Raw genomic sequence first — 24,677 nt, 5'->3', positions numbered from 1 at the left:
GGTCAGGCCGCGGGCTTCAGGTGCAGGACGATGTCCAGTGCGTTGCGCAGGGTCGGCTGCGCGGGGCCGTACTGGTTGTTCTCGTCCGGCCAGCCGGTCCAGTTGCGGGTGCTGTACTCGCCACCGGAGTTGGCCGCCATCAGCGGGATCATCGGCTGCTCGCTGATCATGATCTGCTGCAGCGTGGCCATCGCCGTGGCGCGGCTCGCGTCGTCGGCGGCGTTGGCGTAGGTCTGCAGCGCGGCGGTCGCGGCGTCGTTCTTGTACCGGCCGTAGTTGCCGTTGATGCCGCCCTGGCCGGTCGGCTTGTAGCGGTTGCCGTCCATCACGTCGCGGTACATGTCGTACGGCGTCGCACCGTCGTTGGTCCAGTGCAGCACGCCCTCGAAGTCACCGGTGTCGACCGACTTCGTCCACGCGTCCTGGTTCATCTTGTCGACCGTGGCGGTGATGCCGATCTGCGCCAGGTTGTCCTTGATGATCTCCAGGTCGGTGATGTAGTCCGACCAGCCCGACGGCACCGACAGCTTGAGGGTGACCGGCTTGCCGGCCGGGTCCACGAGCTGGTTGCCGTTGAGCTTGAAGCCCGCGCCGGTGAGCTGCGCCTTGGCGGCCGCCACGTCGACCTTCACGGTCTGGCCCTTGTACTGCGGCGCGATGAACGGGTCGCCCGCCGGCGACGGGATGCCGGTGGCCTGGTCGTTCTTCGGGTAGAAGTAGCCGGCCTCGCCCTGGTTGAAGATGTCGTCGCGGTTGATCACCTTGTTGATGGCCTGGCGCAGCGTGGCGTTGTTCCACGGCGCCTTCTCGGTGTTGAACCACAGGCCGTGCACGGCGAGCTGGGCCGGGAACCACAGCTTGTAGTGCTGCGGGTCCTTGTTCACGTAGACCGTCTTGTAGTTCGGGATGAAGACGAAGCTCCATTCGGCCGCACCACTGGTCAGCGCCGATACCTGCGCGTTGTTGTCGTTGTAGGAGGTGTAGCGGATCTCCTTGACCTTCGGCGCTTCCTGCCAGTAGCCGGTGCGCTGCGAGACCGTGATGGTCTGCGGCGTGAACGACTTCAGCGTGTACGGGCCGGTGCCCACCGGGTTCTTCACCGTGTCGGTGGTCGGGTCCTTGATCGTGGACCAGATGTGCTTGGGCACCACGATGGTCTGCAGGATCTTGACCTGGTTGACGAACTGCGAGCTGTCGAACGCCAGCGTGACCTGGTTCCCGCTGGGCGTGATGTCCTTGTAGGGGACCGAGTCGATGTTCAGCGCCTTGTTGTCGCGCAGCAGCTGGAAGGTGTACGCCACGTCCTCGGCGGTCATCGGCGTGCCGTCGGAGAACTTCACCCCGTCGCGGATGGTCAGGACCAATTTCTTGTAGTTGTCCGACCAGTCCCATTTGGTGGCCAGCCAGGGCTTGCCGGGATCCTGCGGCTTGACCCGGTTGAGCATCACCAGGGGCTCGTAGATCACATACCGGTAGCCCAGCGAGGCGGCCGCCGAGGTCTCCAGGAACGGGTTGTTGTTCTCGGCCTGCGGGCCGTTCGGCATGCCGACGTTCAACACGGCCGCGGCGTTGCCGCCCCCGGCGTTCGCCGAGCCGCCACCGCAGGCGGCGAGCATTATTGTCGCCACCACGGCGGCGAGCGCTGCGACGATGGAGCGCTTGACTCGCATTCGTCCTCCTAGGTCCGGAAACGGGTCCTGCTGCGGGCCTCGCCCCCGCCCCCGCCATCAACTGACTCCAGGGCTCGGACCGGCCGCACGACAGGAGGAGTCAACCCGGGTGACTCGGGTCACGTCAATAACACGGCGGTAACATTTTGTACCTAAGTTTAAGTACTGAAAGAAAGGGTCACACTCGGTGGCCGGCTGTCGAACCCCTTGCCCGGCAAGGAATTTCAGCCGGCTGAACGGCCGCCCGAGGTCAGCAGTGCCGCGACCGGCAGGGTAGCGGCGCCGAGGGCCACCGCCTCCGGCCCGAGCTGGCCGAGCTCCACCAAGGTGCTCTCGGCGAGGTAGCCGAGCGCGTGCCGGGAGGCGGCGTCACGCACGTGCGCGAGGATCGCGGGGCCCATCACCGCCCCGGCCGAGCCGGCCAGCACCACCCGGTCCGGGGCCAGCAGGTTGATCAGGTTGGCAATGCCGATGCCCAGGTACTCGCCGGTTTCCGCGAGGGTTTCGGCGGCCGGTCCCGGCACCCCGGCGCGGGCGACGACCTCGGCGAGCCGGGCCTCGCTCTCGACGCCGAGCACCGGTTCCGCACCGGGCATTTCGCCGTAACGGCGCACCACCGCCTCCATGCCGACGTACGCCTCCAGGCAGCCGCGCGAGCCGCAGCGGCAGGCCGCGCCCGCTGCCTGGACCACGGTGTGCCCCCATTCGCTGGTGGTGATCCCGGGGAACGAGCCGCCGCCGGTGACGAAGGCCGCGCCGACGCCCACCCCGAGCAACGCGATCACCGCGCGTTCCGAACCCCGGCCGGCGCCACGCCACATCTCGGCCTGCCCCAGCGTGCGGGCCCGGTTGTCCAGGTGCAGCGGTGCGGCGGCGAACTGCAGGTGGGCACGCAGCAGATCGGCGAATCCGACGCCGTCCCAGCCGAGCGTCGGCGCGTGCACGATGCCGCCTTCACGCACCGCGCCGGGCACCCCGACGCCGACGCCGAACACCCCCGACGCGTCCGCCCCGCTGTCGGCCAGCACCTCGGCCACCCCGGTGCGCACGAGCTCCACGACCTCGACCGGGTCCAGGCTCGTGCCGCCCAGCGGGTGCTGCACCGTCGCGAGCGTCTCGAGCGCGCAGTCGAACAGGCCCACGCGCACGTGCGTCTCGCCGACGTCCACGCCCACGACCTGGCCGTATTCGGGCCGCACCCGCAGCAGCGTGCGAGGACGGCCGCCGTCGGACTCCACCGAGCCCGCCTCCGCCACCACCCCGTCGCCGATCAGCTCGGCCACCACGTTCGTCACGGTCGCCGGGCTGAGCCCGGACTCCGCGACCAGCTCCAGCCTGCTCACCGGCCCCCGCAGGTAGAGCGAGGACAGGAGCACCGCCCGGTTGCGCCGCCTCAGGTCCCGGGTCGTCTGCCGCAACACCCTCGTCACCCAGGGGATTCTGCCAGACGACCAAACGTTCGGGACTTAGTTCACTAGTTAATACATGGCAACAACTTACGGTGATCAGGCATTCTGGTGTCGGGACACTTCAAGGGCCGGATGGGCATACATGGTTAGCAAGCGCACCACCGTCCGCGATCTGCGGCGGCACAACCGTTCCCTGCTGCTGTCGAAACTGTACTTCGACGGCCCGCTTTCGCGACACGAGCTGAGCCGGCTCACCGGCCTGTCGGCCGCCACGGTCAGCAATGTGACCGCGGAGCTGGGCGAGGAACGGCTGATCACCGAGGCCGGGCTGGTGGAATCCGACGGCGGGCGGCCGCGGGTGCTGCTGCGCGTGGACCCGGCGTACGGGCATGTCGCGGGCGTCGACATCGGCGAGACGGGCGTCCGAGTGGAGCTGTTCGACCTCGCGATGCAGCGGCTGGCGCTGGTGGAACACGAGCTGTCGCCGGCGCGCACCGAACCGGGAGCCGTGGTGGCCGCCGTGGTGTCGGGACTGCGCGAGGTGATCGCGACCGCGGAGGTCGACGAGAGCGCGGTGCTGGGCGTCGGCGTCGGCGTGCCGGGCACCGTCGAGCAGGGCGAACGGGTGCTCGTGCACGCCCCGACCATCGGCTGGGACGCCGTGGCGCTGGGCGAGGAGCTGCGCGCGGCGGGCATCGGCCTGCCGCTGTTCATCGACAACGGCGCCAAGACCCAAGGCCAAGCGGAGATGTGGTTCGGCGCCGGCCGCGGGGCACGGCACGCGGTGATAGTCCTCATCGGCTCCGGCGTCGGCGCCGCCGTGATCGCGGACGGCGCCACCTACCGCGGTTCCACCAGCAGTGCCGGCGAATGGGGCCACACCACCATCGTCTACGGCGGGCAGGCCTGCCGCTGCGGCTCGCACGGCTGCCTCGAGGCGTACATCGGCGCGGAGGCGATCCTGGAGCGGTACCGCCGGGCGCGCGGCAAGCCCGCCTCCGGCGAGAACGAGCAGGATCAGCTGGCCGCGCTGCTGGCCGCGGTGCCGAAGTCGAAGACGGCGCAGAAGGTGATCGAGGAGACGGCCGGCTACCTCGGCGCCGGCATCGCCAACCTGATCAATCTGTTCAACCCGGAGCGCATCGTCGTCGGCGGCTGGGTGGGGCTGGCGCTGGGCGAGGACCTGCTGCCGCTGGTCCGCTCGACCGCGGCCGCCCACGCGCTGCGCCACCCGTTCGGCCAGACCACGATCCGGCTGGCCCAGCTCGGCCTGGACGCGGTGGCCACCGGCGCCGCCACCCTGCCGGTCGCCGATCTGCTGGAGCAGGGCGCGGACCCGCGGCTGCGGGCCAGGTCCGCGGACCGGACCGGCGTCGCCTGACCACGACCGGGGGTAACTCCCCGGCCTTAATTCGAGTTAAAGATTTTCGTGCAGCGGAGCATTGCCGCAAGTGGTACGGACCATGCATACTTCTCTTACTTTGTTGGCCGCCACAACAAAGTAAGCCCTTGGTTGGTCCCCACCGGCCGCCCGCCTGCGGTCCACCCCGAGTGGACACGAAGCGCCCGGCCGCGCACCACACCATCTCTCCTCCGCCCCACCGCGTTTTCGTGCTGCGCGCGTGAAAGCGTGGTCCCTCCGCAGACCGAGGTGACAATGATGTCCTTCTCGCGCTCACTGAGACGCACCCGCTGGGCCGGTCTCTTCGCGGCCGCCGCCCTGCTGACCCTCGCGGGCCAAGTGGCGCCCGCCGCCATCGCCCCGCCCGAAGCGTCGGCCGCGGCCAGCTTCACCGACGACTTCAACGGCCCGGCCGGCAGCCCCGCGGACCCCTCGAAGTGGAACTACGAAACCGGCGACAACGTCAACAACCACGAGCGGGAGTACTACACCTCCGGCACGAACAACGCCGCGCTCGACGGCCAGGGCCACCTGGTCATCACCGCCAAGAAGGAGAACCCCGGCAACTACAACTGCTGGTACGGCCGCTGCGAGTACACCTCCGCGCGGCTCAACACCTCCGGCAAGTTCAGCCAGGCCTACGGCCACTTCGAGACCCGCATGAAGCTGCCGCGCGGACAGGGCATGTGGCCGGCGTTCTGGATGCTCGGCGGCGGGAACTGGCCGACCGACGGCGAGATCGACGTGATGGAGAACGTCGGCTTCGAGCCGAACACCGTGCACGGCACCATCCACGGCCCCGGCTACTCCGGCGCGAACGGCATCGGCGCCGCGTACAACGGCCCGAACTTCTCCGACGACTTCCACACCTACGCCGTGGACTGGTCGCCGAACAAGATCGTCTGGTCGGTCGACGGCAACGCCTACCAGACCCGCACCCCCGCCGATCTGAACGGCAACCGCTGGGTCTACGACCACAACTTCTTCGTCATCATGAACCTCGCGGTCGGCGGCTACTGGCCCGGTGACCCGGACGGCAACACGCAGTTCCCGCAGCAGCTGGTCGTCGACTACGTCCACGTGACCACCGACAGCGGTGGCGGCACTCCGCCGACCGGGCGCACCGGCACGATCACCGGCATCGGCGGCAAGTGCGTCGACGTCGCCGGAGCCAACAGCGCGAACGGCACGCCCATCCAGATCACCGACTGCAACGGCAACGCGGCCCAGAGCTGGACCGTCAGCAGCGACGGCACCCTGCGCGCGCTGGGCAAGTGCATGGACGTGACCTCAGCGTCCACAGCGGACGGTGCGCCGGTCCAGCTCTACGACTGCAACGGCACCGGCGCCCAGCAATGGGTCGTCACCGCCGCCCACGACATCGTCAACCCGGCCGCCAACAAATGCTTGGACGCCACCGGAAACAGCTCCGCCAACGGCACCCGCCTGCAGATCTGGACCTGCGGCGGCGGCGCCAACCAGAAGTGGACCGCACCCTGATCCCGCTCTGCCTGCCTAGGAGAATCCGATGAGACGAAGAGCCCTCGCGGCGATCGGCGGCCTGCTGGCCGCGACCGTCGTCACCCTGGTCCCGGCCAGCGCGCAGGCGGCCACCGGCACGATCACCGGCATCGGCGGCAAGTGCGTCGACGTCGCCGGAGCCAACAGCGCCAACGGCACCCCGATCCAGATCACCGACTGCAACGGCAACGCCGCGCAACAGTGGAACGTCGGCAGCGACGGCACGATCCGCGCGCTCGGCAAGTGCATGGACGTGACCGCAGCGTCCACAGCGGACGGTGCACCCGTCCAGCTCTACGACTGCAACGGCACCGGCGCCCAGCAATGGGTCGTCACCGCCGCCCACGACATCGTCAACCCCGCGGCCAACAAATGCTTGGACGCCACCGGAAACAGCTCCGCCAACGGCACCCGCCTGCAGATCTGGACCTGCGGCGGCGGCGCCAACCAGAAATGGACCGCGCCCGGCGGCGGCACGACCCCGCCCCCGTCGTCCGGCGCCATGGCCGTCGCCCCGTACCTCTACAACGGCTGGGGCAGCCCGCCCACCCCGTCCACGATCACGAACGCGACCGGCGTCAAGTGGTTCACGCTCGCCTTCGTGCTGTCCAACGGTTACTGCAACCCGCAGTGGGACGGCGCGCGAGCGTTGACCGGCGGGGTGGACCAGGGCACGGTCAACACCGTGCGCGCCGGGGGCGGCGACATCATCCCGTCGTTCGGCGGCTACAGCGGCAACAAGCTGGAGTCGTCCTGCGGCAGCGCGGGTGAGCTGGCCGGGGCGTACCAGAAGGTGATCAGCGCGTACGGCCTGAAGGCGATCGACATCGACATCGAGGCCGACGCCTACAGCAACCCGACCGTGCAGCAGCGCACCGTCGACGCGCTGAAAACCATCCGGGCCAACAACTCCGGCATCAAGATCTACGTCACGTTCGGCACCGGGACCAACGGCCCGGACTCGAGCCTGGTCAACCGCGCCGCTTCGTCCGGCCTGACCGTGGACGGCTGGGTGATCATGCCGTTCGACTTCGGCGGCGCCGGCCAGAACATGGGCACGCTGACCACGCGGGCGGCGGAGGGGCTGAAGACGGTCGTCAAGAACGCCTACGGCTACAGCGACGACACCGCGTACCGGCACATGGGCATCTCGTCCATGAACGGGGTCACGGACCAGAACGAGATCGTCACCGTGGCGGACTTCGGCACCATCCTGGGTTACGCGAACTCCCACCACCTGGCGCGCCTGACCTTCTGGTCCGCCAACCGGGACCGGCCCTGCACCGGCGGCCCGGCGGACAGCTGTTCCGGTGTGTCCCAGCAGGCTTGGGACTACACCAGGGCTTTCGCCTCGTACGCGGGCTGAAGGCCTGGCACTGTCCTTAATGGATAGCATCGAGAACGCAGACGGCGGACCGTGTACACCCCCCTGGCTCACGGTCCGCCGCTGCCCTCCACCATCTCCCTGGTCGCGTGGCGCCGGACCGGCCTGGGGCGACCAGCGCCGATCCGGCGCTTCGAAGTCCCGCGCCCCGGCTGGGGGCCCAGGGCCCGGGACGGCTTCGAATCACGCGACCTGCCGCCGACGGTAGCCAGCCCCACCCGCCCGCGGCAGGCACCCGGGCGCCGGACGACCCGATCGGACACCGGCGAATGCCCATCCGTGCGGAGTTTCGCCAGGTGAAGCAACTGCGCGACGCCGCTGGAACTCAGCGTTCCGCGTACGCCTCCACCAGCTGAGCCTCGGCGTCGGTGAGGTACTGGTCCAGCAGCTCCGCCGTGCGCGCCCCGTCCCCGGCGCCCAGCGGCACCAGGATCTCGTGGTTGCGCGGCAGGTAGCGCTCGTGGAACCGGCGCGGGTCGGCCATCACGTGGAAGACCAGCCGCAGCTCGGCGGCCAGGCCCTGCATCAGCTCGGCGACGCGCTCGCTGCCGGTGAGCGCCACCAGCTCGCGGTGGAACCGGATGTTGGCCGTGCCGAGGTCCTGCCAGCGGCCGTGCTTCGCGGCGAGATCGCCGTCCGCCACGGTGCCCGCGATCTTGGCGTACGAACCGGGCTTGACCGTGATCCCGCGGACCGCGGCGCATTCGACGATCTTGCGCACGCGGTAGATGTCACGCACGTCCTCGACCGTCGGCACGCGCACGAACACCCCGCGGTTCAGCTCGTGGGTGAGCAGCCGCTCGTGGGTCAGCAGGCGGAACGCCTCGCGCAGCGTGTTGCGGGAGACGCCCAGCGCGTTGCCGATGTCCTGCTCGGAAAGCCGGCCGCCGGGCAGGAAATAGCCCTCGGCGATGCGGGTGCGCAGCACTCCCGCGACGCGCTCCGCGGTGCTCGTGCGGCTGAGCAGGCCGCGGTCGGCTTCCAGGCCCAAGGGGGCGTCCTCGTTGACCACGGACCCAGCCTAGCCAGCGCGATGAGAACAATGCAATCGGAGTCTTGTGGGATTGTTGAACGATCCGTACGGTGGTGGCCATGTGACCCGTGCCACGATGAGTGCTCCCCCTGCGAGGTACCCCATGAACGTGACAGCCAGCTCCGCCACCCGGCCGTTCGACTGGTTCCATTCCCTTGGCCACAAGGGAAAACGGGCCTTCGCCGGCGCGTTCGGCGGCTACGGGCTCGATTCCTTCGACTACCAGACCCTGCCGTTCGGGCTGGCCGCCATCACCGCGTACTTCGGCATCTCCTCGGGTGAGGCCGGCCTGCTTGGCACGACCACGCTGGTGGTGTCCGCGATCGGCGGCATCGGCGCCGGCGTGCTGGCCGACCGGATCGGCCGCGTCCGCACGCTGCAGCTGACCATCGCGATGTACACGATCTTCACCGTGCTCTGCGGCTTCGCGCCGAACTTCGAGACGCTGCTGGTCCTGCGCGGCCTGCAGGGCCTCGGCTTCGGCGGCGAGTGGGCGGTGGGCGCCGCGCTGGTCGCGGAGTACTGCCAGGCCCGCTATCGCGGCCGCACCGTCGCGTTCGTGCAGAGCGCGTGGGCCGTCGGCTGGGGCCTGCTGGTGATCGTCTACACGGTGCTGTTCAGCGTGCTCGACGAGGCCGTCGCGTGGCGGGTGCTGTTCTGGGTCGGCGTCATCCCGGCACTGCTCGTGCTGTGGGTGCGGCGCAGCGTCGAGGACGCGCCGGCGGTCACGGAACGACGGAAGAAAGCACCCGTCCGCGGCTCTCTCGCGGGGATCTTCCGGCCCGGTCTGCTGCGCACCACGCTGTTCGCCGCGCTGCTCGCGACCGGCGTCCAGGGCGGCTACTACACGCTGTTCACCTGGATGCCGAACTACCTGAAGGTCAGCCGCGGCCTGTCCGTGGTCGGCACCGGTGGGTACTTCGCGCTGCTCATCCCGGGTGCGTTCGTCGGCTACGTCTGCGGTGGCTACCTCGCGGACCTGTTGGGGCGCAAGAAAACCTTCCTGCTCTTCTCGGTGCTTTCGGCGGCGCTGATCCTGCTGTTCGTGCAGCTGCCCTACGGCGCGAACGGGCTGATGCTGCTGATCAGCTTCCCGCTCGGCTTCTCGACATCGGCGATCTTCAGCGGCTTCGGCGCCTACCTCGCGGAGCTGTACCCGAGCGAGCTGCGCGCCACCGGACAGGGCTTCACGTACAACTTCGGCCGCGCGGTGGGGGCGGCGTTCCCGGCCGTGGTCGGGTTCATGGGCGCGGGCGGCGCGATCGCGCTCGGCGCCGTCGGCTACGTCATCGCGGCGCTCGCGCTGCTCGGGCTGCCCGAGACGCGCGGCACCGAGCTGCCGGAAAGCGTTGTGGCGCAGGAGGGATCATGACCACGTTCGAGAACCCGGCGACGCTCGCGCCGTCCGCTGCCCGCGCGTTGTTCCGCGCCGGCACCGAGCGGCCGACCACCGGCTGGGCGGCCGGGTACACGCAGACGAACCTGATCGCCGTCCCGCAGGACTGGGCCGAGGACGTGCGGCTGTTCTGCGTCCGCAACCCGCAGGCCTGCCCGGTGCTCGACGTCAGCGCGCCCGGCGACCCGGCCACCCGGCTCGCGCCCGGCGCGGACCTGCGCACCGACCTGCCGCGTTACCGGATCTGGCACAACGGCGTGCTCACCGGCGAGGTGACGGACGCGACCGGGTTGTGGCGCAGCGACATGGTGGCGTTCTCGATCGGCTGCAGCTTCACGTTCGAAACGGCGCTGCGCGCCGGGGGCGTGCCGCTGCGGCACGTGGACCAGGGCCGCAACGTCGCGATGTACGTGACGAACCGGCCGTGCGAACCCGCGGGGCGGCTGCACGGGCCGATGGTGGTGTCGATGCGGCAGATCCCGGCCGCGCGCGTGGCGGACGCGGTGCGGCTCACCGCCGCGATGCCCGAGGTGCACGGCGCGCCGGTGCACGTGGGGGATCCGGCGAAGCTGGGCATCACGGACCTGCAGCGGCCGGACTTCGGTGAGTACGCCTTGCCGGAACCCGGTGACGTGCCGGTGTTCTGGGCCTGCGGCGTCACCCCGCAGGCGGCGCTGATGGCTTCGCGGCCACCGTTCGCCATCACGCACGCGCCGGGGTACATGCTCGTGACGGACAAGCTCGACAGCGACTACCGGGTGGACTGACATGGATCTCAACAGCGACCTCGGCGAGGGCTTCGGCGCCTGGAAAATGGGCGACGACGAAGCCATGCTCGACATCGTGACCAGCGCGAACGTCGCGTGCGGCTTCCACGCGGGCGACCCGGGCGTGATGCGGCGGGTGTGCGAGCGCGCGGCCGAGCGGGGCGTGACGATCGGCGCGCACGTCGGCTACCGCGACCTGGCCGGCTTCGGGCGGCGCGCGCTCGACATCGCGCCGGAGGACCTGGCCGACGACGTGCTGTACCAGATCGGCGCGCTCGACGCGTTCGCGCGCGCGGCCGGAAGCCGCGTCCGCTACGTGAAGGCGCACGGCGCGCTGTACAACACGGCGGCGGTGGACGCGGAGCAGGCGGCGGCGCTCGTCGAGGGCGTACGCCGCTACGGCTCGGACCTGGCGCTGCTGTGCCCACCGGACTCGGCGATGCTGCACGCGGCCGTGGCAGCGGGCTTAACCGGCCACGCGGAGGCTTTCGCCGACCGCGCGTACACGCCTTCAGGACGCCTGGTGTCACGCAAGGAACCGGGCGCGGTCCTGCACGACGCGGCGGCCGTCGCCTCGCGCGCCGTCACGATGGCGACGACGGGCGAGGTGCTCGACGCGTCCGGCGGAAAGCTCACGATGCGCGCGGATTCCCTGTGCGTGCACGGGGACACGCCCGGCGCGGTGGAGCTGGCGCGGCGGATCCGGGAGTCGCTGGAGGCCGCGGGCGTGACGCTGGCGCCGTTCGCATGACGGAGGTTCTGCGGTACGGCGGTTCCGCGGCGCTGGTGGAGACGTCGGACGTGCTGGGTTTCCAGGCCGCGCTGGAACTCTCGCCACTGGTGGGCGTGGTGGAACTGGTCCCGGCGGCGCAAACCCTGCTGGTCCGCTACGACCCTTCGGCGACTTCCTGGGACACGCTGGCCTCGTCGTTGCGCTCTGTGTCCTCTGTGGACTCTTCGGTTGCTTCTCCCGCCACTGTGACACTGCCCGTGCGTTACGACGGCAGTGATTTGAACTTGGTGGCGGCCGCGTCTTCGCTGACGGCTGCGGAGGTCGTACAGCGGCACTCGTCAGTCACGTACGTCGCGGCTTTTTGTGGTTTCGCCCCGGGTTTCGCCTACCTGACGGGCCTGGACCCGGCCCTGCACCTGCCGCGCCGCCCAACCCCGCGCACCCGCGTCCCCTCCGGCGCGATCGCCATCGCGGGCGCCTACACAGCCGTCTACCCCCACCCCTCCCCGGGCGGCTGGCACCTGCTGGGCCACACGATGACCCCGGTCTGGGACACCGACCGGGGTCAACCGAACCTGCTGGTACCGGGGACACGGGTGCGGTTCGAGGTGCTCCAGTGATGCCACCACCCGCGACGGCTGTGGCCGCGAGGCCGTCCGTGGCCGCTGCCGTCGCGGGGCCTGTCACGACCGCCGCCCTCGCGGCGCTGCCCGCGGCTGCTGCCGTCGCGGGGCCTGTCACGATCGCCGCCGTCGTGGCACCACCCACGACCACCGTCGTCGCGGGGCCTGTCACGACCGCTGCCGTCGTGGCACCGCCAGCGACCGCCGTCGTCACGGGGCCTGTCACAACCACTGCCATCGCGGCACCGCCAGCGACCGCCGCCGTCGCGACACCACCCACCACCACCGCCGTCGCGACACCACCCACCACCACCGCCGTCGCGGTACCGCCCACCACCGCCCTGGTGGCGCCGCCAGGGACCGCCGTCTTCGTGGCGCCGCCAGCGACGGCTGCCGTCGTGAGCCCGTCGGCGGCTGACGTCCGCCCGAGCCCCGGCGGCCGGAACCTGCCGGCGACGGCAGGCGGTCGATCGATGCCCGCTATCTGGGGAGCCGACCAAGCCGCCGTTCACCCCACCCTCGCGCCGATGGTCGCGACAGGCCCCTTCGCAACCACCCACCCAGCGCCGATCGGCACCGGGCAGCCCAACCCAGCCCACGGAGCCCTGTCATGAGCGGCAAAGCGGAGATCGTCACCCACCCAGAACCGGCGGCAACCGGTACCCGGCAACCCGACCCAGCCCACGGAACCCCTACATGAGCGGCAAAGCCGAAATCCTCACCACCGGCCCCTTCGCGACCATCCAGGACCTCGGCCGTCCGGGGCTGGCGGCGGTCGGCGTCGGGCGGGCGGGCGCTGCGGACCGGGGCTCGCTGCGGTTGGCGAACCGGCTCGTCGGGAATCCTGAGGGGCATGCGGCGCTGGAGGTGACGTTGGGTGGGTTGCGGCTGCGAGTTTCCGAACACACGACCGTCGCCGTCACCGGGGCGGAGGTGCCCGTGCGCGCGGGACGGCGGGCGGCCGCGCCGAACGCGCCGATCGCGTTACGCCCCGGCGAGGAGCTGACGCTGGGCACAGCCGACCGCGGCCTGCGCTGTTACGTGGCGGTGCGCGGCGGCTTCGACGTCCGGCCGGTGCTGGGCGCGCGCTCCACCGACACCATGGGCCGGCTCGGCCCGGCGGTGCTGACGCCCGGGATGACGCTGCCCATCGGCGATGTCGCCGGCCCGCCGCCCGCCGTCGACCTGGCGCCGCGCGGCCGTCTGCCCGACGAGCCCACGCTCCGCGTCACCCCGGGCCCCCGGCTGGACTGGTTCACGTCGGCCGCACTGTCCACATTGGTCAGTACGCCGTACACGGTGACGGCCGAGCTGGACCGCATCGGCATCCGCCTCGCCGGGACCGCCCTCACCCGCGCCCGCGCCGGCGAACTGGCCCCGGAGGCCTGCGTGCCGGGTGCCCTGCAGGTCCCCCCGTCGGGCGTGCCGATCCTGTTCCTGGCCGACCATCCCGTGACGGGCGGCTATCCCGTCCCGGCCGTCGTCGAGGAGCCCGACCTGGACATCGCCGCCCAGCTCAGACCGGGTCAACGGCTGCGTTTCACCCTCGCTTGAGACCAGCGGGGATCGCGCCGAACGTCCGGCGACCCGCAGCGCCGTGATCACGCACAGGGCCCCCAACGGCAACTCGAACCCCACGGCCATCAGCAGCGACTCCCCGACGTCCGGCCCAGCAGTGGTGACGTCGAACCACGCATCGGCCATCAGCAACACCCCAGTCCCGGCCGACGCAAGCGCCGCGCGGTGGTCCCGACGGCGAAGAAGCCACGCGGTGGCCAACAATCCGGACATCTCGAGCACGTCCAGCCCGACCCACGCGAACCGCCAATGCTGCGCGGGGTAAGTGTCGGGCAACGTCGCTGCCAGGACCCCCAGCCACGGCACCATCGCCACCCCGGCGACCCCCACCACCCACCCGACTCCGACGCGCCGCATCCACCGGGCGAACACCCCACCTCGCGCCACCCCGGCCCGACGTGCGCGGCCCGCCCGACAGGCGCGCCATGCAACTTCAGCCTTACGAACCCAACCAGGCCAACGGGCACCTCGGACAGCCCCGCCCTCGCGCTCGTGCCCCGCCCGCCGCACACCCCGCACAACCCCGGCCTCACCCACACGACCAGCCCACCGGGCACCTCGCCGGGCCCCACCCTCACCCTCGTAACCCACCCGCCGCACACCCCGCGCACCCCCGGCCTCATCCACGCGACCAGCCCACCGGGCACCTCGCCGGGCCCCACCCTCACCCTCGTGACCCACCCGCCGCCCACCTCGGACAGCCGCGGCCTCACCCTCGTGACCCGCGCTACGCGCAGCCCCGCCCTCGCGGGCACGACCAGCCCACCGAGCATCCCGCGCAACCTCGACCTCACTAGCACGACCAGCCCGCCCCGCACCTCGCGCAACCCCGGCCTCACCCACACGACCCACCTGCCACGCACCCGGCACAACCCCAGCCTCACCAGCACGACCGGCCGCCCGCCCATCTCGCGCAACCTCAACCCCAGCCTCACCGGAACCTTCCCTCGGCCCAGCCGCCTCGCCCGCAACCCCAGTCTCACCGGCGCGCCCCGCCGCCCCTGCGGCAAACCCACCGGCGTCCGCCGAACCCACTGAACCCGCGGAGTCCCCGCCCCGCCGAAGCCGAGCGCCCTCAGCGCCACCAGCTCCACGCCCGTCCTCCATCGCCTGCTCCATAACGTCCCCCTTCGTCACCGCCCCACCATAGCCAACTGCAGAGACTTTCTGCAAACTTTCTCTGCAGCACTTCTCTGCAGTACCCTCACCCCCATGGCGGAACAACCGGAGCCACCGGAACAGCGCGTCCTCACCGGCGCTGACCTCAAGGCGTTGCAGAAGGCCCTCACCAACCCCGTGCGCCGCGACATCCTCACCTACCTGGGCAAACACGGGGAGGCCAACTCGACGAGCGTCGCGCAGGCGCTCGGCGAGAGCACCGGGACGACGAGTTACCACCTCCGCAAGCTGGCGGAGCTCCGGCTGATCACGGAGGTCGTCGAGCGGTCGGCGGGGCGGGAGCGGTGGTGGCGGTCGCTGATGACCGACATCTACACCCCGCCCGGCATCCCGATGAGCCCCGACGAGCGCGAGGCCGCGATGCAGATCGGCGTGCTGAAGATGAGCCACGACCTGAACCTCGTCGTGCGCGCATACGCCGGTTACGACGAAGCCGAGGGCTGGAACCAGATCTACCGCAGCGGGCTCACCCTGACGAAAGAGCAGGTCAAAAGCTTCGTCGAGGATTACCGGGCGCTGCTGTGGAAGTACCACAACTCCGACAGCCCCGACGCCCGCGAGATGGCCATCCGGCTCGTCGTCCTGCCCGAGGAAGAACTCACAACCCCGAAACCCGCAACGTCAGGTTGAGCCGCCCCTTCAGCCCCAGCTCCGGCTCCGCCGTGCCGGGCAACGTCTTCGGCACGCCGTGGTACGCCAGCCGCGAAGGGCCGCCGAAGACGAACAGGTCGCCGGAGCGCAGTTCGACGTCCGTGTAGGGCCGGTTGCGGTTCTCCGTGTTGCCGAAGCGGAATACGCACGTGTCGCCGAGGCTGAGCGACACGACCGGGTCCAGCGCGCGCTCGTCCTTGTCCTGGTGCTGGCCCATCTTGGCGGCGGCGTCGTAGAAGTTCACCAGCGCGACGTCCGGGCGATAGTCGGCAGCAGCGCCGTACGCCTCCGCCAGCGCGCGACGGCCGAGGTCGGCCAGCCAGCCCGGGAACGGCAGCACGGGCGAGCCGTCGTCGACCGTGCGCGTGTACCGGTACGGCCTCCAATGCCAGCCGAGGCAGACCGTCCGCACCGACATCACGCCGCCGCCGGGCAGGCGCGTCGCGCGGTAGCCGCGCCAGCCGCGGCAGGACTCGACCAGCTCGCGTTGCGCTTCGGGATTCAGCCAGTCCGGCACGTGAACCGCCCCGGGCGCGACCTCCCGCCGGGGGCGGGGCAGCAGCTCCATCAAGGAAATTCGACCACGGTGACGCCCGCCTGCGCCGGCACCGGGTCGTTCATCGCCTCGAGCGCGGCGGGCACGTCGTCCAGCCCGATCCGCTTTCCGACGAGCGCCGCGAGGTTGATGCCCGAGGTCTCGACGACGCTCAGCAGCTCCGGGTACTCGTACGCCGGCAGCCCGTGGATCCCGACGATCTCCAGCTCCCCGCCGATCACGCGGTGCATCGGGATCGGCGCGACGCCCTGGCCCGGCGGCATCAGCCCCGCCTGCACGTGACGGCCGCGTTTGCGCAGGCTGCCGACGGACGCGGCGCACGTCTGCGGCGAGCCAAGACAATCGAGCGAAACGTGCGCGCCGCCGTCGGTCAGGGAACGGACGTGCGCGGCCACCGCTTCCGGCCCGTCGAACGCGCCGGCGTCGACGCTGAGCACGGCGCCGGACCGCTCGGCCAGCGCGCGAGCGTGCGGCGAGACGTCCACGGCGACGACCTTCGCGCCCGCGGCCGCGGCGAGCAGCACCGCGGAGATGCCGACGCCGCCGCAGCCGTAGACCGCCACCCACTGCCCGGCGCGCACGCCGCCCTGGCGCACCACCGCGCGGAACGCCGTCCCGAAGCGGCAGCCGAGCGCCGCCGCCTCCACTGCGGACAGGCCGTCCGGCAACGCCACCAGGTTCGCCTGCGCGTGCTCGATGGCGACCAGTTCGGCGAACGAGCCCCAGTGCGTCGCGCCGGGCTGGAACTGGTCGTCACAGATCTGCTGGTCGCCGCGGGCGCACTGGGCGCAGACGCCGCAGGCGCACACGAACGGGACGGTCACGCGCGCGCCGACCGCCCAGCCCCGCACCCCTTCACCGACCGCCTCGATCCGACCGGCCAGCTCGTGCCCGGCGACGTGCGGCAGCGAGACGTCCGGGTCGTGCCCCTGCCAGGTGTGCCAATCGCTGCGGCAGACGCCGGTCGCGTCCACCGCGACGACCACGCCACCCGGCGGCGCGACCGGGTCCGGCACCTCGACCACCCGGGGCAGCAGCCCGAACTCCTCGATCACCACGGCACGCATGCGCCCGATCGTAAGTGAGCTCAGCCGAGCGGCGGTGCCGGCTGGTGGTACTGGCCGCGGGAGCGCGGCGGGCCCAGCAGTCTCCGCAGCGAACCGTCCGGTACGCGGAGGATTTCCTCCAGATATCTGAGCGCCTGCAACGATTCCGGTCGCTCCGGGCGGCAGCGGCCGGACTGCCAGTGGCTCAGCGTCGCCAGGCTCAGCGAGGTCCCCCGGCCCCGCAGGCGATATCTGATGCGCTCCAGGCCGAGGCCGCGGGCCCGGATGGCCGCCCGCAAGGCTTCGGCGAACGGTCCCACTTCGAGCAGCCGCCCGAGCTCCCGCTCCGCTTGTTCCCCCCGGTCGACTGTCGGTGTCCGCTGACCGGTCATGGTTAACACGCTCCGAACCAAGTCGCCTCGAAAACACAGGAGCGTAGGCCGGGTCCGGGCTTGATCGGAAGGGCTCTCACCCGGGTGCGCGCAGCGATCGGGCGATCGCGGCGAAGGGTTCCGCATAGCCGGAATTGACCGTGACGTAGGAAATCCCCCACCGTTCGCGCCAGCGGAGAAGGGTTTCCCCAGCCGCAGCCACGTTTTCCGGCAGGACCGTGACCGCGCCACCCGCGACCAGCTCGGGCACGTCCACCCCGGCGAAGCGCGCGACGTGCGGCGCCGGCCGGTCCCCGATGGCCATCAAGTTCATGGACAGTTCGATGTCCGACAGTCGGTTGCCCGCGAGTTCGCGGAATCTGTCCACAATGGAGTCAGCCTCGGCCTCGGTGGTCCGGGGCATCCAGGAGAGGGTGACGACGTCCGCCTCGCGGGCGGCGAGCGCGAGCATCTTCGGCCCGCTGCCGGCCAGCAGCAGGCGCGGCCGGTCCGGGGTCTCCTTCAGGAATGCGACAGTGTCGGCCAGCCGCGCGATCCGTTCGCCCGGCGAGCCGAACGCGCGACCCAAGGCTTGGGCGCGCACGCCGGCGTCGGGACGGCCGACGCCGAGGCCGAGCTCGAACCGGCCGCCGGTGCTCTGGTGCAGCGTGCGCACCGCCCAGGCGAGCTGCCGGTGGTCGCGGAACGGTTCGGCCAGCACGAATGTGCCGAGGGTGAGCTCGCTGGTCACGGCCGCGGCGGCCGGCACGAGCGTGAGCGGGTCGAGGTCGCCGACGGGGTCGGTGGCGAGCATCGTGTCGAGGCCCAGCTCCTCGAACCGGCGGGCCTGGGCGGTCCAGGCGGCCAGGTCGGGGGCGAACCCGGAGACGATGCCGAAGCGGAACGGCTTGGTGGTCATGGACGTCATCCTCGGCCCGCGACGGGTGCGGGCACATCCGCCAGGCGACGTCACCCCGGCGTACGTCCGGCGACGCAGTCTCAGCGCACCGCGACCGACAGGGCCTGCGCGATCTCCTTGCCGATGGCGTGGGTGGCGGCGTCCGGCGGCTGGCCGACCTTCACGACCATCGGGCCGCCGAAGGGCTGGCGCTCGACGACCTCGATCCGCTCGCCGAGGCCGATCGCGTGCTCGGTCAGGTAGCGCAGCAGCTCGGGGTCGGTGTCCCAGACGCGCACGATCTCGCCGACGGCGCCCGGCGGGAGGTCGTCCAGGATGCGCATCGGCAGCTCCTCGACGCTGCCGTCCGGGGCGGGGATGGGGTCGCCGTGCGGGTCGCGGACGGGGTTGCCGAGCTTGGCCGCGATGCGCTCGACCAGGCAATCGGACACCGCGTGCTCGAGGGCGTCGGCCTCGGCGTGCACCTCGTCCCAGGTGTAGCCCAGCTCGGAGACCAGGTACGTCTCGATCAGCCGGTGCCGGCGCAGCACGGACCGCGCGAGCAGCCGCCCCTCGGCGGTCAGCTCGATGCCGCGGTACGGCACGTGCGCCACGAGGCCGAGCTGGGAAAGCTTCGTCACCATGCCCGAGGCCGACGAGGGGCTGACCTCGAGCCGCCCCGCCAGCGACGCGTTCGTGACCGCTTCACCTCGCTCGACCAGCCCGTAGATCACCCGCACGTAGTCCTCGACCGACGACGACCTCCGGACGGAACCATCTCCCATGCCGCATACGATACGGGGCCGCCCCGACACTCCTGCCGTCCGGCGCGAGGTGCGCGGGCGCGTCACGGCCGCCAGCGGTACCGGGTCCAGCCGGGCACGGGCTCGGCGCCCAGCTGCGCGTAGAAGGCCGCGGCCTTTTCGTTCCCGGCCTGCATGTCCCATTCGACGCGGCCGGCGGTGCGCTCGCGCAGGGCGTTCAGCAGCTCCCGGCCGAGGCCGTGGCGACGGTGCTCCGGGCGGATGAACAGATCGTCGAGCCAGATGCCGGGGCGGGCCTCCCAGGTGGAGAAGTTCCAGCTGCAGAAGGCGAAGCCCGCGACCAGGTCCGGGCGGCCGGGTGGGCTGGCGATCAGCACCCAGGCCTTCGGCTCCGGCCCGAACAGGTGCCCGCTCATCTCGGCGCGGTCCAGCTTCAGGTCGTGTTTGTCTTCGTAGACAGCGTGTTCTTCGATGAGCGCGCAGATTTCTTCGGCGTCTTCGAACACGGCTTCGCGAACGGGCATCGGCGAGCAGCCTCATTTCTGTCGGTGGTCGTGGTTATCGTGCTGGCATGACTCCGCAGGAGCGGTTCGAGGACCTGATCGACGAGATGCTGGGTGCCGAAGGCGTCACCCCGCCCACGCCCGGGCGCGGGTTCGGTTCGCACGCCCTGCGCGTGGACAACCGGATCTTCGCCAAGTTCGTGCGCGGGCACCTCGTGCTGAAACTGCCGCGGCCCCGGGTCGACGCGCTGGTCGACGAGGGCCACGGAATCCGGTTCGACGCCAACAAAGGAACGCCGATGAAGGAGTGGTTCACCCTCGACACCGAATCTTCGTACCAGTGGGAAGCGCTCGCTCGCGAGGCGCTGGCGTTCGTCGGCGGGAGGTGAATGATGGGGTGCTGAGTCATGGACCGATCGGTCATGGGGCCTCGTAACGGAGTTCGCCGTCGATCGCGGTGGCGAGCACGCGCAGATCGTCCATTCCGGACTCGTCAAGGGGATTGCCGGAGAGCACGGCGAAGTCCGCCAGCTTGCCCGGCTCCAGGGTGCCGAGCCGGTCTTCGGCGAAGGTCGCGTACGCCGAGCCGTACGTGTACGCGCGCAGGGCTTCCGCGGGGGTGATCGCCTCCTCGGGGGAGAACGGTGCTCCCGACGAGGTCCGGCGGCGCACCATGTCCGCCAGGCCGAGCAGCGGCGCGCCGTTGACCACGGGGCGGTCGGAGCTGGCGGGTAGGACAACGCCCGCGTCGAGGACGCTGCGCAGCCGGTAGCACCACGGCACGCGGTGCTCGCCCAGGGCTGCGCGCATGCCGTCGCCGAGTTCGTTCACGAAGCGGCCCTGCGGCGAGGCGATCAGGCCCAGCGAGGCGAGCCGCCTCAGCTCTGCGGGCTGAAGCACCGCGCAGTGCTCGATGCGGTGCCGGTGATCCGCGCGCGGCGAAGCGGCCAGAGCGGCTTCGTACGCGTCGAGCACCACCGTCACGGCACGGTCGCCGATGGCGTGGGTCGCGATCTGCCAGCCGGCCTCGTGCGCGAGGCGGATGGTGCGGGCCAGCTCGTCCTCGGGCACCTGGAAGTAGCCGCGGTTCTGTGCCTCGCCGGGATCCGAGACAGCGCCGGGAGCTGAGGCAGCGCGGGGAGCTGAGGCAGCTCCGGAACCAGCGGCCGCGCCGGAGCTTGCGGCAGCCCCGGCATCCGGGCCGGTGCCGGCGAACGGCTCGTGCATCGCGCAGGTCCGCCCGATCAGGGAGCCGTCGGCGAAGAGCTTCATCGGCCCGACGCGCAGCCAGTCGTCGCCGAGGCCGGTGCGCAGGCCGAGGTCCAGGCCGAAACCGGCGCCGTCGGGCAGGTCGTGCAGCACGCTCGCGGCCACCATCACGGTGCTCCGTACGCGCAGCAGCCCGCGCGAGCGAGCCAGCTGGTACGCCGCCAGTTCCGCCGGGGTCTCGCCGACCAGCCCGCCGCCGATCCCGGCCTCCTGCACGCTGGTGATGCCCTCGGACAGGTACTGCTCGCCCGCCCGGTCCAGGCCGCGGACCACGGACTCCAGCGGCGTCGGATAGGTCAACGGTCGCAGCAGCAGCTGGGCCTGCTCGCGCAGCAGCCCGGTCGGCGAGCCCGCGGCGTCGAGCACCACGTCGCCGCCCACCGGCACATTCGCCAGGTCCAGGCGGTCGAGCACCGCCGAGTTGACCACGGTCATGTGCCCGGAGGTGTGCTTGAGCCGGACCAGCATGCCGGGCGCGGCGCGGTCCAGGCCGTGCCGGTCGGGGTGGCCGCCGGCCAGCTTGTTCTGGTCGTAACCGCTGCCGATCACCCAGCTCCCGGCAGGCAGCCCGGCGGCCCGGCGCGCGACGGCGTCGTAGACCTCCTCGACGCTGCGGCAGCCGCTCAGCGGCACGTCGTCCAGGCCCATGCCGTACCAGGCCATGTGGTTGTGCGCGTCGTGGAAGCCGGGCACCACGTACGCGCCGCCGAGGTCGACCCGGCGGCGCGCCGAAAGCCCCTCGGCGTCCTCGCCCAGCGCCACCACCCGGCCGTTCAGCACGGCCAGCGCGCTCTCGCCGGTGATCAGGTGTGCGTTCTCGTAAACCGCGTCGACCCGCATGCCGCTGACACTATCGATCGATCGATCGAACGTCTAGGCTCGCCGCCATGAGCACCGTGGACCTGACCGTCGAAGGCGGCATCGCGCAGATCCGGCTGAACCGGCCCGAGCGGCTGAACGCCGTCGCCCCCGTGCTGGTGGACGACTTCCTCGCCGCGCTGGACGGCGTCGCGCGCTGCGACGCCCGCGTGGTCGTGCTGGCCGGCAACGGCCGGGCGTTCTGCGCCGGGCACGACCTGAAGGAGCCGACGCCGGAAGGCGACTCGCGCGTCCGGCTCGACCGGCTCCAGGACGTCACCCGGCGGCTGCGCGCACTGCCGCAGCCGGTGATCGCCGCCGTGCACGGCTATGCGATCGGCGCCGGCGCGGAGTTCGCGCTGGGCTGCGACCTGGTGCTGGCCGCGGACGACGCCGTGTTCGCGTTCCCCGAGGTGTCGCTCGGGCTCAGCGTCACGGGCGCGGCCTCACGGCTGCTGCCGCTGCTGGTCGGCCCGATGAAGGCGAAGGAGCTGCTGCTGCTCGGCGAGCGCTTCGACGGCCTTCGCGCGCACGACCTCGGCCTGGTCAACGCCGCCGTCCCGGCCGCCGAGCTGATGCTTCTCGCCCAGGGCTGGGCCGAGAAGATCGCGCACCACCCCGCGGAGGCCGCCACCATGGCCAAGCGCGCGCTCGACGCCGGGATCGACCACGCCCTGGAATCGGCGCTGGAGCTGGAAGTCAGCCACGCGCTGGTGACCGAGCACTCGGCCGCGGTCCGCGCGTCGACCGAGGCGTTCCGGAGCCGGTCGTGACGTCGCTCGCCCAGGCGGACACCCTCGTCGAGCTGGTCACGCGGGCCGCGCGGCTCTGGCCGGAGCGCACCGCGTGGGTCTTCGACGTGACCGGCGAGCGCTTCACCTTCGCGGACGTGGACACCCGCAGCACCGCCTTCGCCGCCGCGCTGCACGGGCTGGGCGTCCGCCCGGGCGACCGGGTCGCGGTGATGCTGCGCAACCAGCCCGAGTTCCCGTTGCTGTGGCTGGCGCTGGCGAAGCTCGGCGCGGTGCTCGTGCCGGTGAACACGAGCTACCGCGAGTTCGACGGCGCCCACGTGCTGCGTCATTCCGGCGCGCGGTTCGCCGTGGCGGCCGGGGAATTCGTCGAGCTGCTGCGGAAGATCGCGCCGGACACCGCGTTGGAACGCGTCCTGACGGCGGACGAACTACAAGCCACCAAGCCGTACGAGCCCGCCCCGGTGGTCGCCGAGCAGCCCGTGAACCTCCAGTACACCTCCGGCACCACCGGCGCGCCCAAGGGCTGTGTGCTGCCGCACCGCTACTGGACCACGCTGGCGATCGGGCTGGCCGCGGACTTCCCGGCCGTCGGCGAGGAGGACGTGCTGCTCACCGCCCAGCCGTTCCACTACATCGATCCACAGTGGAACGTCGCGCTGGGGCTCGCGGGCGGCGCCACCCTGGTGGTGCTGGACCGGTTCCACCCGTCGACGTTCTGGGCGAAGGTCCGCGAGCACGGCGTCACCTGGTTCTACTGCCTCGGCCTGATGCCGACGCTGCTGCTGCGCCAGCCGCCCCACGAGGACGACCGGAACCACCGGGTGCGCGCGGTCTGCGCGTCCGCCATCCCGCGCGAACTGCACGCGGAGCTGGAAGAGCGCTGGGGCGTGCCGTGGTACGAGGCGTTCGGGATGACCGAGACGGGCGGCGACATCCGGGTGTCCGAAGCGGACCACGAAGCCGCCGTCGGCACCGGCTGCATCGGGCGCCCGACCCGCGACCGCGAGGTGATGATCGCCGGCGACGACGGGAAGCCGCTGCCGCGCGGGGAAACCGGCGAGCTGCTCATCCGCGGCATCGGCCTGATGCACGGCTACCACGAAGATCCCGAGGCGACCACGCGCGCGTTCGCGGGCGGCTGGTTCCACACCGGCGACCTGGCGCGCATGGACGCCGAAGGCCGGGTGTATTTCGTTGGCCGTACTAAGGACATGATCCGGCGCAGCGGCGAGAACGTCTCGGCCGACGAGGTGGAGCGCGCGTTGCTGCTCCATCCGGCGGTACGGCTCGCGGCCGTCATCGCGGTGCCGGACGAGCTGCGCGGCGAAGAGGTGAAGGCGTACATCGTGTGTGAAGGCGCGCGGCCGGAACCCGAAGCGCTGGCCGAGTTCTGCGCGGACAAGCTGGCCTACTTCAAGGTGCCGCGCTTCTGGGCGTTCGCCGAAGACCTGCCGCTGACGCCTTCGGAGCGCGTCGCGAAGGGCGAGCTGCGCAAGACGCCGAACCCGCGCGCCGGAGCCTGGGACCGCAGCACCGGGGAGTGGTTGTGAGCAGTGGCGAACGGGTGCGCGCGGCGGCGGTGAAACTGTTCGCCGCCAAGGGTTTCCACGGCACGGGCATCCGGGATCTGGCCCAGGAGGCGGAGCTGTCGTCCGCGAGCCTTTACCACTACATGGGCACGAAGGAGGACTTGCTCGTCGAGATCATGGCGACGTCGCTGCGGCGCCTGCTCGACGCCGCGGCGAAGGCCACGGCCGGCGCCGGCGATCCGGTGGCCCGGCTGCGCGCGCTGGTCGCGCTGCACGTCCTCGCGCACGCCGCCCAGCCGGCCGAAACCCGGGTGGTGGACAACGAAGTCGACGCGCTTTCGGACGCCGCGCGTGCCCGTGTCGTCGCGCTGCGGGACGAATACGAAGAGCTCTGGGCACAGGCCATCGAGGACGGTGTGGCCGCGGGCGTGTTCCACACCGCGCACCCGGCCGTGACCAGGCTGGCGCTGCTGGAGATGTGCAGTGGTGTCGCACGGTGGTATTCGCCCCGCGGCCCGCTGCCGTTGGACGGGCTCGCCCGGCATTACGCGGAATTGGCGTTACGGGCGCTGGGACACCCGGGCGAAGTGGCCGTGACCGATCTGCGACCCTGCCTCGAAGTGGTCGCCCAAGTGTGGGACGTGCCCCACCAAAAAGATCGAAAGTAAGCCGACCGGGGAAGGCGAAGGCCTGCGCCAACTGCTTACTTTCGATCGGTTTGGTGTCTACCAGCACCGTAGCGGGGCTTTTAGGCTCCTACGCCTTGCTCGAACGGCGAACGT

Annotated in this window: 24 protein-coding genes; 14 read left to right on the top strand and 10 right to left on the bottom strand. The window is 71.3% G+C overall.

The window, feature by feature from the left end; all coding sequences use genetic code 11:
• Positions 1-2 precede the first annotated feature (2 nt).
• Together BMY97_RS15050 and BMY97_RS15045 are read right to left on the bottom strand one after the other, a co-directional pair.
• Positions 3-1,670, bottom strand: a complete 1,668-nt coding sequence (locus BMY97_RS15050; RefSeq protein ID WP_177231345.1) for an ABC transporter substrate-binding protein — start codon at positions 1,668-1,670, stop codon at positions 3-5.
• A 224-nt stretch (positions 1,671-1,894) separates the two neighbouring features.
• Positions 1,895-3,100, bottom strand: coding sequence for an ROK family transcriptional regulator (locus BMY97_RS15045; RefSeq protein ID WP_091617417.1), 1,206 nt, complete (start codon positions 3,098-3,100; stop codon positions 1,895-1,897).
• Between the two features lie 121 nt (positions 3,101-3,221).
• Between BMY97_RS15045 and BMY97_RS15040 the strand changes: the two genes are divergently transcribed.
• The 3 genes from BMY97_RS15040 (at position 3,222) to BMY97_RS15030 (ending at position 7,368) form a co-directional block, all read left to right on the top strand.
• Positions 3,222-4,460 (top strand): ROK family transcriptional regulator, encoded by a 1,239-nt coding sequence (locus tag BMY97_RS15040; RefSeq protein WP_091617416.1) that lies wholly within the window; start codon positions 3,222-3,224, stop codon positions 4,458-4,460.
• Positions 4,461-4,739: 279 nt separating this feature from the next.
• Positions 4,740-5,981, top strand: a complete 1,242-nt coding sequence (locus BMY97_RS15035; protein WP_091617534.1) for a glycoside hydrolase family 16 protein — start codon at positions 4,740-4,742, stop codon at positions 5,979-5,981.
• A gap of 28 nt (positions 5,982-6,009) precedes the next feature.
• The gene (locus BMY97_RS15030; protein WP_091617415.1) at positions 6,010-7,368 is read left to right on the top strand and encodes a chitinase; all 1,359 of its coding nucleotides are present in this window, start codon (positions 6,010-6,012) and stop codon (positions 7,366-7,368) included.
• A gap of 343 nt (positions 7,369-7,711) precedes the next feature.
• On the opposite strand, the gene BMY97_RS15025 is transcribed toward BMY97_RS15030, so the two are convergent.
• Positions 7,712-8,398 carry a GntR family transcriptional regulator gene (locus tag BMY97_RS15025; protein ID WP_091617414.1) on the bottom strand — a complete coding sequence of 229 codons (687 nt, stop codon included), beginning with the start codon at positions 8,396-8,398 and terminating at the stop codon, positions 7,712-7,714.
• Positions 8,399-8,522: 124 nt separating this feature from the next.
• Between BMY97_RS15025 and BMY97_RS15020 the strand changes: the two genes are divergently transcribed.
• The 7 genes from BMY97_RS15020 to BMY97_RS14990 all read left to right on the top strand — a co-directional run bounded on the left by BMY97_RS15020 (position 8,523) and on the right by BMY97_RS14990 (position 15,325).
• Complete coding sequence (locus BMY97_RS15020) at positions 8,523-9,791, top strand: MFS transporter (RefSeq protein WP_091617413.1); 1,269 nt, start codon at positions 8,523-8,525, stop codon at positions 9,789-9,791.
• Complete coding sequence (locus tag BMY97_RS15015) at positions 9,788-10,582, top strand: putative hydro-lyase (protein WP_091617412.1); 795 nt, start codon at positions 9,788-9,790, stop codon at positions 10,580-10,582. The genes BMY97_RS15020 and BMY97_RS15015 overlap by 4 nt, the downstream gene beginning before the upstream one ends.
• A 1-nt stretch (position 10,583) precedes the next feature.
• On the top strand, positions 10,584-11,333 hold the full coding sequence (locus BMY97_RS15010; RefSeq protein ID WP_091617411.1) for a LamB/YcsF family protein: 750 nt from the start codon (positions 10,584-10,586) through the stop codon (positions 11,331-11,333).
• Positions 11,330-11,935 carry a 5-oxoprolinase subunit B family protein gene (locus BMY97_RS15005; RefSeq protein ID WP_091617410.1) on the top strand — a complete coding sequence of 202 codons (606 nt, stop codon included), beginning with the start codon at positions 11,330-11,332 and terminating at the stop codon, positions 11,933-11,935. Before BMY97_RS15010 ends, BMY97_RS15005 begins: the two co-directional genes overlap by 4 nt.
• Before the next feature lie 699 nt (positions 11,936-12,634).
• Complete coding sequence (locus tag BMY97_RS15000; protein ID WP_091617409.1) at positions 12,635-13,492, top strand: 5-oxoprolinase subunit C family protein; 858 nt, start codon at positions 12,635-12,637, stop codon at positions 13,490-13,492.
• A 516-nt stretch (positions 13,493-14,008) separates the two neighbouring features.
• The gene (locus BMY97_RS45950; RefSeq protein WP_143086199.1) at positions 14,009-14,554 is read left to right on the top strand and encodes a hypothetical protein; all 546 of its coding nucleotides are present in this window, start codon (positions 14,009-14,011) and stop codon (positions 14,552-14,554) included.
• Positions 14,555-14,728: 174 nt separating this feature from the next.
• Positions 14,729-15,325, top strand: a complete 597-nt coding sequence (locus BMY97_RS14990) for an ArsR/SmtB family transcription factor (protein ID WP_091617408.1) — start codon at positions 14,729-14,731, stop codon at positions 15,323-15,325.
• Here BMY97_RS14990 and BMY97_RS14985 read toward each other — a convergent pair.
• The 6 genes from BMY97_RS14985 to BMY97_RS14960 form a co-directional block, all read right to left on the bottom strand.
• Positions 15,294-15,914, bottom strand: coding sequence for an alpha-ketoglutarate-dependent dioxygenase AlkB family protein (locus BMY97_RS14985; protein ID WP_425425274.1), 621 nt, complete (start codon positions 15,912-15,914; stop codon positions 15,294-15,296). The two genes, BMY97_RS14990 and BMY97_RS14985, sit on opposite strands and share 32 nt — an antisense overlap.
• Positions 15,914-16,969, bottom strand: a complete 1,056-nt coding sequence (locus BMY97_RS14980; RefSeq protein ID WP_177231344.1) for an alcohol dehydrogenase catalytic domain-containing protein — start codon at positions 16,967-16,969, stop codon at positions 15,914-15,916. Before BMY97_RS14980 ends, BMY97_RS14985 begins: the two co-directional genes overlap by 1 nt.
• Before the next feature lie 20 nt (positions 16,970-16,989).
• The gene (locus tag BMY97_RS14975) at positions 16,990-17,340 is read right to left on the bottom strand and encodes a transcriptional regulator (protein WP_091617406.1); all 351 of its coding nucleotides are present in this window, start codon (positions 17,338-17,340) and stop codon (positions 16,990-16,992) included.
• Between the two features lie 76 nt (positions 17,341-17,416).
• Positions 17,417-18,238 carry an LLM class flavin-dependent oxidoreductase gene (locus BMY97_RS14970; protein ID WP_091617405.1) on the bottom strand — a complete coding sequence of 274 codons (822 nt, stop codon included), beginning with the start codon at positions 18,236-18,238 and terminating at the stop codon, positions 17,417-17,419.
• Positions 18,239-18,318: 80 nt separating this feature from the next.
• A complete protein-coding gene (locus BMY97_RS14965) occupies positions 18,319-19,002 on the bottom strand; it encodes a metal-dependent transcriptional regulator (RefSeq protein WP_091617404.1) in 684 nt (227 codons plus the stop codon).
• A 62-nt stretch (positions 19,003-19,064) separates the two neighbouring features.
• Positions 19,065-19,505 (bottom strand): GNAT family N-acetyltransferase, encoded by a 441-nt coding sequence (locus tag BMY97_RS14960; protein WP_091617403.1) that lies wholly within the window; start codon positions 19,503-19,505, stop codon positions 19,065-19,067.
• 47 nt (positions 19,506-19,552) lie between these two features.
• Here BMY97_RS14960 and BMY97_RS14955 point away from each other — a divergent pair, with 47 nt between their 5' ends.
• Complete coding sequence (locus BMY97_RS14955; RefSeq protein WP_091617402.1) at positions 19,553-19,873, top strand: CHAT domain-containing protein; 321 nt, start codon at positions 19,553-19,555, stop codon at positions 19,871-19,873.
• 31 nt (positions 19,874-19,904) lie between these two features.
• Here BMY97_RS14955 and BMY97_RS14950 read toward each other — a convergent pair whose 3' ends face one another.
• Complete coding sequence (locus BMY97_RS14950) at positions 19,905-21,593, bottom strand: amidohydrolase (RefSeq protein ID WP_091617401.1); 1,689 nt, start codon at positions 21,591-21,593, stop codon at positions 19,905-19,907.
• Between the two features lie 47 nt (positions 21,594-21,640).
• Here BMY97_RS14950 and BMY97_RS14945 point away from each other — a divergent pair, with 47 nt between their 5' ends.
• From BMY97_RS14945 to BMY97_RS14935, 3 genes are read left to right on the top strand one after another with little or no spacing between them, the layout of a single operon-like run.
• On the top strand, positions 21,641-22,384 hold the full coding sequence (locus tag BMY97_RS14945; protein ID WP_091617400.1) for an enoyl-CoA hydratase/isomerase family protein: 744 nt from the start codon (positions 21,641-21,643) through the stop codon (positions 22,382-22,384).
• A complete protein-coding gene (locus tag BMY97_RS14940) occupies positions 22,381-23,916 on the top strand; it encodes an ATP-dependent acyl-CoA ligase (RefSeq protein WP_091617399.1) in 1,536 nt (511 codons plus the stop codon). The genes BMY97_RS14945 and BMY97_RS14940 overlap by 4 nt, the downstream gene beginning before the upstream one ends.
• Entirely contained in the window at positions 23,913-24,563 is a 651-nt protein-coding gene (locus tag BMY97_RS14935) for a TetR/AcrR family transcriptional regulator (protein ID WP_091617398.1), read from the top strand. The genes BMY97_RS14940 and BMY97_RS14935 overlap by 4 nt, the downstream gene beginning before the upstream one ends.
• The last annotated feature ends 114 nt before the right edge of the window (positions 24,564-24,677 follow it).

This window comes from Amycolatopsis saalfeldensis (assembly GCF_900110575.1).
Classification (GTDB): domain Bacteria; phylum Actinomycetota; class Actinomycetes; order Mycobacteriales; family Pseudonocardiaceae; genus Amycolatopsis; species Amycolatopsis saalfeldensis.
This window is presented reverse-complemented; position numbering and strand designations above follow the sequence as displayed.

Bases quoted from the DNA above. Each gene is read 5' to 3' on its own strand.
- BMY97_RS14955 (WP_091617402.1), top strand. From the start codon at position 19,553: ATGACTCCGCAGGAGCGGTTCGAGGACCTGATCGACGAGATGCTGGGT.
- BMY97_RS15035 (WP_091617534.1), top strand. From the start codon at position 4,740: ATGTCCTTCTCGCGCTCACTGAGACGCACCCGCTGGGCCGGTCTCTTC.
- BMY97_RS15020 (WP_091617413.1), top strand. From the start codon at position 8,523: ATGAACGTGACAGCCAGCTCCGCCACCCGGCCGTTCGACTGGTTCCAT.
- BMY97_RS15040 (WP_091617416.1), top strand. From the start codon at position 3,222: ATGGTTAGCAAGCGCACCACCGTCCGCGATCTGCGGCGGCACAACCGT.
- BMY97_RS14990 (WP_091617408.1), top strand. From the start codon at position 14,729: ATGGCGGAACAACCGGAGCCACCGGAACAGCGCGTCCTCACCGGCGCT.
- BMY97_RS14980 (WP_177231344.1), bottom strand. From the start codon at position 16,969: ATGCGTGCCGTGGTGATCGAGGAGTTCGGGCTGCTGCCCCGGGTGGTC.
- BMY97_RS14985 (WP_425425274.1), bottom strand. From the start codon at position 15,914: ATGGAGCTGCTGCCCCGCCCCCGGCGGGAGGTCGCGCCCGGGGCGGTT.
- BMY97_RS14960 (WP_091617403.1), bottom strand. From the start codon at position 19,505: ATGCCCGTTCGCGAAGCCGTGTTCGAAGACGCCGAAGAAATCTGCGCG.
- BMY97_RS14965 (WP_091617404.1), bottom strand. From the start codon at position 19,002: ATGGGAGATGGTTCCGTCCGGAGGTCGTCGTCGGTCGAGGACTACGTG.
- BMY97_RS14945 (WP_091617400.1), top strand. From the start codon at position 21,641: ATGAGCACCGTGGACCTGACCGTCGAAGGCGGCATCGCGCAGATCCGG.
- BMY97_RS15050 (WP_177231345.1), bottom strand. From the start codon at position 1,670: ATGCGAGTCAAGCGCTCCATCGTCGCAGCGCTCGCCGCCGTGGTGGCG.
- BMY97_RS15030 (WP_091617415.1), top strand. From the start codon at position 6,010: ATGAGACGAAGAGCCCTCGCGGCGATCGGCGGCCTGCTGGCCGCGACC.
- BMY97_RS14975 (WP_091617406.1), bottom strand. From the start codon at position 17,340: ATGACCGGTCAGCGGACACCGACAGTCGACCGGGGGGAACAAGCGGAG.
- BMY97_RS15000 (WP_091617409.1), top strand. From the start codon at position 12,635: ATGAGCGGCAAAGCCGAAATCCTCACCACCGGCCCCTTCGCGACCATC.
- BMY97_RS14950 (WP_091617401.1), bottom strand. From the start codon at position 21,593: ATGCGGGTCGACGCGGTTTACGAGAACGCACACCTGATCACCGGCGAG.
- BMY97_RS15010 (WP_091617411.1), top strand. From the start codon at position 10,584: ATGGATCTCAACAGCGACCTCGGCGAGGGCTTCGGCGCCTGGAAAATG.
- BMY97_RS15005 (WP_091617410.1), top strand. From the start codon at position 11,330: ATGACGGAGGTTCTGCGGTACGGCGGTTCCGCGGCGCTGGTGGAGACG.
- BMY97_RS15015 (WP_091617412.1), top strand. From the start codon at position 9,788: ATGACCACGTTCGAGAACCCGGCGACGCTCGCGCCGTCCGCTGCCCGC.
- BMY97_RS14970 (WP_091617405.1), bottom strand. From the start codon at position 18,238: ATGACCACCAAGCCGTTCCGCTTCGGCATCGTCTCCGGGTTCGCCCCC.